Raw genomic sequence first — 6,746 nt, 5'->3', positions numbered from 1 at the left:
TCCTGATCCTTGGTATAGACACTGAAATCTTCGCGGATGACCACATCAACGTAGAGATCCACGTAGATGAGCCGCTGGGAGGTACTGGTATAGGGATCAGTTGGCAGCACGACATCGCAGTAGCCGCTCACAAAGTGGCCATCCTGGTGATCATAGCCAATGTGGATGGTATACCAGGCATGAGGCCAGAAGTAGGTGAGCGAATGTCGCTCTAAAATCCAGGTGCCTGGCCGCCAATGCATTGGTGTGCCGACTGGCGTCCAGATCGAGACATACTCATCGCTTAACGGTAGCTGATAGCCCTTCCACGCTCCCCACTTGCTCCCATCTACAAGCATCTTCTGTATTTCGACCTCAAGTAACATATCTGGTGAGCATCCTACAGAAAGAATCGATCCGTGCTTTGTCGCCCTCAGACTACATTATAGCGAAGGGCGATCTAGCACGCCAGATGGCAGAGACATCCTCGGCTTGCTGACTGCTCTCCAGCCTAAAGATGGCTGCCGCGTTCCAGAGCAGTGATATAATGGGGCAGACAGCAGCCAGCGGCTATGTCGGCCTGAGTTCGAGAACGAACCACGGTCAGCGAGTGCACACCCACACCTTGCACCGCCCCTGCACTGTCGGCCCTGGCTAGCCTCTCAAGGAGAAAGACCAGGATACCATCGAGGAGGATGCTGTGAGCAGCCTGGCAGAAGAAACGCGCATTGAACGCGACTCCATGGGCGAGATGCGCGTCCCAGCAAACGCCTACTACGGAGCCAGTACGCAGCGCGCCGTTCTCAACTTTCCCATTAGCAATCTCCGCTTTCCGCGTGCTTTTATCCGTGCCCTTGGCCAGATCAAGCAGGCAGCAGCACAGACCAATGCAGAGCTAGGCCTGCTTGACGAGCGCATCGCCACGGCCATTGTGCAGGCCGCTCAAGAGGTGATCGAGGGCAAGCTTGACGAGCACTTTGTTGTCGATATCTTCCAGACTGGCTCGGGTACCTCGACCAACATGAACGCCAACGAGGTCATTGCTAACCGGGCCAGCGAGCTACTCGGTGGAGCCCGTGGCTCACGGCTGGTTCATCCCAATGACCACGTGAACTTTGGCCAGTCCTCCAACGACGTCATCCCCACCGCGATTCATCTCTCAGCCCTGGTGAGCATTGACAAGGAGTTGATCCCCGCCCTGGAGGAGATGCAGCGCGTTCTGCAGGAGAAAGCTGAAGCCTTCTGGCCTATTATCAAGACTGGACGCACTCATCTGCAGGACGCCACGCCTATCCGACTGGGACAGGAATTTCTTGGTTATGCTGGTCAGATCGAACGCGGCATCGCCCGCCTGCGCCACGCAGAAAACGAGCTCTCGGAGGTCGCGCTTGGCGGTACCGCAGTTGGTACTGGTGTCAACACTCATCCTGAGTTTGCCGCTCGTGTCTGTCGGCGCCTCTCAGAGATGAATGGCGTAGTCGTACGCGAGACCAGCAACCACTTTCAGGCCCAGAGCACATTAGACAACGCTGTCGAGGCCAGTGGTGCCCTCAATACTCTGGCGGTCAGCCTGATGAAGATTGCCAATGATATTCGCTGGATGGGGTCGGGTCCCCGCGCTGGTTTCGGCGAAATTGAGCTGCCTGCCGTCCAGCCCGGCAGCTCAATCATGCCCGGCAAAGTCAACCCGGTCATTGCCGAGTCGCTGTGTATGGTCTGTGCCCAGGTTATGGGCAACCACACCACGATCACTGTCGCCGGCCAGTCGGGCAACTTCGAGATCAATGTGATGATGCCCGTGACGGCCTATAATCTCTTGCAGTCGATCTCACTCCTCAGCGCTGCCGTACGCAACTTTACCGAGCAGTGTCTGCGTGGCATCAAAGCCACAGAGAAAGGGCCGGAAATGGTTGAGCGTGGTCTAGCGATTTGTACGGCCCTGGCGCCGATCATTGGTTATGATGCCGCAGCGGAGATCGCCAAGGAGGCCCATCGCACCGGACGCACCGTGCGCGAGGTAGCCCGCGAGCGTACGCAACTGAGCGAAGAAGAACTAGCCCGCATTCTCGATCCCGAGCGCATGACCCAGCCAGGTCTAGAGGCTGGGCCTGCTGCCGGCTAAACCTGGGTGGGTGCCTAGTTGACAAGACGCGCGAAGCAGAACCAGAGAGTTGCAACCATCAGTTCTACAGTCTTTCTGGTTCGCCTCGCGCGTCTACATACCTGCAAGCCTAACGCTCATGATAGGCTAAGCGTTGAGGAGCTAGACCAGGTCTAGAGCAAAAAGCCCCCACAGTAGTGCAAGCGATAGACAAGCGTTCCGGCAGCGACAATTTCTTCGACTCCTTGAAAAACTTCCAGATTCCCTTCTACACGATTTACATAGCATAAATCCTGCTCCTTCCAAGAAGCGGGGCCGCGAAATGGTAGCTCCCTTGACCCCCGATGCAGCGCTTGACGTAAAAATGCGTAGATACGAGAGACCTGATCTTCCTGGTGCGCCCACTCGGCAGTCACTCCCCCGGCATAAGCCATTGACCATACTGGTTGCCCCTGCCAGGAAACCACCTCTTGACCAACAAAGAAGACCATGCCAAAGTAGATATCACGATAGTCCCAGTTTCCTACATGCCACTCCAACTGTCGGGAACCGGGCAGTAACGGCCTCACCGAAGCCGCATCACCCAGCGCGGCGTAGGTATGACGCTTTGCCTCTAGGAGAAAAGCCAGAAAGTCTTCTTGCGTAAACCGTGCCATCAAGTGGTCCTCCTCTTGCCCAAGTCAGGAGCTAGTAGCATAGCAGTACCAACTGTGACAGTCAAACTGTAACAGTATCCTGACAGCCTCAATAGGAGCTCAGCGTGAGGGTCAAGAGACTAACCGACCGACAAAGCGGATTGGAGAATAAAAATCTCCTCTCTGCTCCTGACGCCTGATCAGCCAGGAGACAGGAGCAGAGAGGAGCACCCCCTTGTCGTCGGCAGTCAGGCCCAGAGGAAGTTAGCTCTCCGGGGACTGCCCAGGGAGCTTTAGGCCTGCTTCAGCACCTCGATGCTCTTGCGCACAATTTCCACAAAATCGGTCTTCAGGCTGGCGCCCCCGACCAGGGCCCCATCGATATCGGCCTGAGCCACATACTCAGCGATATTAGCAGAGGTGACACTCCCACCGTAGAGAATGCGCACAGCGCTGGCGGTCTCACTGCCGTACATATCGGCATACAGCTCGCGAATCAAACGGATCGTACGTTGAGCATCCTCACCGGGGCAGGCCTTGCCTGTGCCAATTGCCCACACTGGTTCATAGGCGATCACCACATCGCAGGCGCGTTCTCCGCGGAAATTTGCCAGGCTGCCCTGTACTTGAGAGCGGATCACTGCCTCCGTTTTACCTGCCTCATGCTCCTCCAGTCGTTCGCCTACGCAGACAATCGGACGCAAGCCATGACTGAGAGCCGCCTGAGCCTTGCGATTCACGAGTTCATCGCTTTCGCCGAAATAGGTGCGTCGCTCCGAGTGTCCCAGAATAACCGTCGTACACAGCTCGCGGACCATCAGCGGGGAAATTTCGCCGGTGAAGGCCCCTTTTTCCTCGAAATGCATATTCTGAGCGCCCAACTCAATGCGCTCGAAGAGCAGAGCATCGAGCACCTCGCGAACAGCCGAGAGCGAGATCGCGGGGGGGCAAAGAATGCAGAGCAAATACGGATACTCGTTCAGCAACTTGCCCAAAGCCGGCGTGATCTCCAAAGCAAAACTAGAGGCCATGCGCGGGCCATAGTGCATTTTCCAATTACCGGCGATAATCGCGGTGCGCGCCGGGGTAGTAGCCATCACTGATCACCTCACCCTCAGCGATCCTGCAGAGCCGCGACACCAGGCAGTACGCGTCCTTCGAGGAACTCCAACGAAGCGCCGCCGCCGGTCGACACATGGGTCATCTTGTCAGCAGCGCCGGCCTGCTCCACTGCTGCAGCCGAGTCGCCGCCGCCGACGACAGTGGTTGCACCGCGGGCAGTACAAGCCGCCAGGATCTCAATGACCGCATTGGTACCACGAGCAAAGGCAGGCATCTCGGCTACGCCAAGAGTACCATTCCAGACGACCGTCTGAGCCTTCTCCAAGACCTGGCGAAAAGCCGCCACTGTCTCTGGCCCAATATCTAAAATGCGCCAATCTGGAGGCACCTGATCACGCGGCACCACGCGCCATTGAGCATCGGGGGCAAAGCGATCGGCAATCACCACATCCACCGGGAGCACCAGCTCCAACCGGCGTTCACGCGCGCGCGCCAGCAGAGAGCGCGCCACATCGAGCTTACCATCTTCAACCAGAGATGCACCGACCTCATAGCCTTCGGCCTTGAGGAAGGTATTGGCCATACCGCCGCCGATCAGCAAGGCGTCAGCCAATGTCAGCAAACGTTCCAGGACAGCGATCTTATCAGAGACCTTCGCCCCACCGATTACCGCCACAAAAGGACGGCGGGGATTCTCCAGAGCCGCGCCGAGGAAATTCAGCTCCTTCTCCATCAGGAAGCCAGCGACAGCAGGCAGATAGTGGGCCACACCCTCTGTGGAAGCATGAGCGCGGTGAGCCGTGCCGAAGGCATCATTGACATAGAGATCGCCGAGGGCAGCCAGACGGCCCGCGAACCCAGCATCATTCTGCTCCTCCTCGGCATGGAAGCGCAGATTCTCCAGCAGCAGTACCTGACCTGGCTTCAGCCCATGCGCCAGCGCTTCGACTTGAGGACCAACACAATCAGGAGCCAGTTGGACAGGACGCTGCAGTAGCTCGCTTAGGCGAACAGCAACCGGGGCCAGGCGCAGTTTCTCCACTACCTTCCCCTTGGGCCGGCCCAGATGGGACATCAAGATGACCGCCGCGCCGTGGTCGAGCAAATATTGAATCGTTGGCAGAGAGGCCCGAATGCGCGTATCATCCATAATGTGACCTTCCTCGTTGAGAGGCACATTGAAATCTACGCGCACCAGGACCCGCTTCCCCTCCACCTCGATATCACGAACCGTTTTTTTCTGCATGCCAATACACCCTCCGTCCAATGGGCGGGGTTGTTCCCCGCCCTTGCCATGAGCGCTTGTGACAGAGCGCTTCCTGTGACTTACCAGCCCTTCTCGGCCACAAAGTGGGTGAGATCGGCCACGCGCGTCGAGTAGCCCCATTCGTTATCGTACCAGGCAATCACCTTGACCATCTGGCCGCCCCCAGTCACCATTGTCGAGAGGCCATCGATAATGGCGGAATGGGTATCTCCGCGGAAATCGGACGAGACTAGCGGCTCTTCGGTGTAATCCAGAATGCCTTTCAAGGAGCCAGCAGCGGCCTCCTTATAGGCCTCATTGACTTCTTCACGTGTCGCGGGTTTGCGCAGAGTCGCTACAAAGTCGACGACTGAGACGGTGGCAGTCGGTACCCGGAGGGACATGCCATCGAAGCGGCCCTTCAGCTCGGGAATTACCAGCGCTACGGCACGAGCGGCGCCAGTCGTCGTCGGAATAATATTGAGGGCCGCGGCGCGAGCACGGCGCAGGTCCTTATGGACCAGATCCTGAATCCGTTGATCATTGGTATAGGAGTGGATGGTATTCATCAGGCCATGCTCGATGCCAAAGCGATCGTTGAGGACCTTAGCCGCGGGAGCTAGACAGTTCGTCGTACAGGAGGCATTAGAGATAATGTGATGTTTGGCCGGATCATACATGTGCTCATTGACTCCGAGCACAATCGTGATGTCCTCGCCTTTGGCGGGAGCAGAGATAATGACCTTTTTTGCCCCTCCCTGGAGGTGAGCCTTCGCCTTATCGGCATCGGTGAAAAGACCGGTGGACTCAATCACGATATCAACACCTAGGTCACCCCAGGGAATCTGAGCGGGATCACGCTGAGCAAGGACCTTAATGGTGTGGCCATTGACAATGAGCGCTTCGGGCGTCGCCTCAACCTGGCCGGGAAAGCGGCCATAGGTGGAGTCGTACTTGAGCAAGTGGGCATTGGTGTAGGTATCGGTGAGATCGTTAATGGCGACGACCTCTAATTCGTGGGGATAGCGTTCAAGCATCGCTTTGAAGGATTGCCGTCCAATACGGCCAAAACCGTTGATGCCTACTCGTGTTACCATGCGGATGTTTCTCCTTCTTGCTACTTGCTGCTACTCGTCAGTCATAGCCTGACTGCGAAGCGCTGGAGCGGGAGGATAAAGCGCCTCCACAATCCTGAGACAAGATGCTCTCCCCAGGTGTTCCTGTTTCACGTGAAACACAGGGAAGCGCTGGACAGAATCTTGTCTGCCCCCTCACACCTCTCCGTCGAGGAACGACCGCCGCATCTTACCGACTGGCCACAGCGCGGCTCACGCCAGGTGGCCATTTGCTTGATTGATCACCCCACCTGGCGTCTTGTTACTCCATCCTTGTCAGCCCACTTGCCGCATCTTGTATGCCAGCACCAGTTTCCACGCGGCCACTGCTCCGGCGCCGCGGAGGCGTCCCGCGGGCGCCCACACTCAGCTAAAAGAGTATCACCAGTTCCAGTGAGGGTCAAGCAGCAACCGCAGCAGTGCTCGCTCACTCGCTCCATCCGTCAGCCCAGGTATAAAGCAAGCCCGCCGTCTTGCCCCAAGAGGCTGCTCCCTACTCTCCACTAGAAAAAAGGAGAGGTCCGTGCACTTGGAAGGCCTACCGGCCATACGGATGCCCCGGGGGGGGGGGGGGGGGGGGGGGGGGGGGGGGGGGGGGGGGGGGGGGG

Annotated in this window: 6 protein-coding genes; 1 reads left to right on the top strand and 5 read right to left on the bottom strand. The window is 57.8% G+C overall.

Features of this window, described 5'->3' with window-relative positions; genetic code table 11:
- Positions 1 to 365: DUF402 domain-containing protein (locus IRZ24_RS15025; RefSeq protein WP_297165656.1), on the bottom strand; the 365-nt coding region annotated here is incomplete at its 3' end.
- A 323-nt stretch (positions 366 to 688) separates the two neighbouring features.
- Between IRZ24_RS15025 and IRZ24_RS15020 the strand changes: the two genes are divergently transcribed.
- Positions 689 to 2,101 (top strand): class II fumarate hydratase, encoded by a 1,413-nt coding sequence (locus IRZ24_RS15020; RefSeq protein ID WP_366914313.1) that lies wholly within the window; start codon positions 689 to 691, stop codon positions 2,099 to 2,101.
- 152 nt (positions 2,102 to 2,253) lie between these two features.
- Here IRZ24_RS15020 and IRZ24_RS15015 read toward each other — a convergent pair whose 3' ends face one another.
- The 4 genes from IRZ24_RS15015 to gap form a co-directional block, all read right to left on the bottom strand.
- The gene (locus tag IRZ24_RS15015) at positions 2,254 to 2,736 is read right to left on the bottom strand and encodes a DUF5680 domain-containing protein (protein ID WP_297165652.1); all 483 of its coding nucleotides are present in this window, start codon (positions 2,734 to 2,736) and stop codon (positions 2,254 to 2,256) included.
- Between the two features lie 272 nt (positions 2,737 to 3,008).
- Complete coding sequence (tpiA, locus tag IRZ24_RS15010) at positions 3,009 to 3,812, bottom strand: triose-phosphate isomerase (RefSeq protein WP_297165650.1); 804 nt, start codon at positions 3,810 to 3,812, stop codon at positions 3,009 to 3,011.
- Positions 3,813 to 3,829: 17 nt separating this feature from the next.
- A complete protein-coding gene (locus tag IRZ24_RS15005) occupies positions 3,830 to 5,023 on the bottom strand; it encodes a phosphoglycerate kinase (RefSeq protein WP_297165648.1) in 1,194 nt (397 codons plus the stop codon).
- A gap of 80 nt (positions 5,024 to 5,103) precedes the next feature.
- A complete protein-coding gene (gap, locus tag IRZ24_RS15000; RefSeq protein WP_297165646.1) occupies positions 5,104 to 6,120 on the bottom strand; it encodes a type I glyceraldehyde-3-phosphate dehydrogenase in 1,017 nt (338 codons plus the stop codon).
- Between the last annotated feature and the right edge of the window lie 626 nt (positions 6,121 to 6,746).

This window comes from Thermogemmatispora sp. (genome assembly GCF_019683755.1).
Taxonomy (GTDB): Bacteria; Chloroflexota; Ktedonobacteria; order Ktedonobacterales; family Ktedonobacteraceae; genus Thermogemmatispora.
Note: the sequence above shows the minus strand (reverse complement) of the source record. Positions and strands in the feature narration are given on the sequence as shown.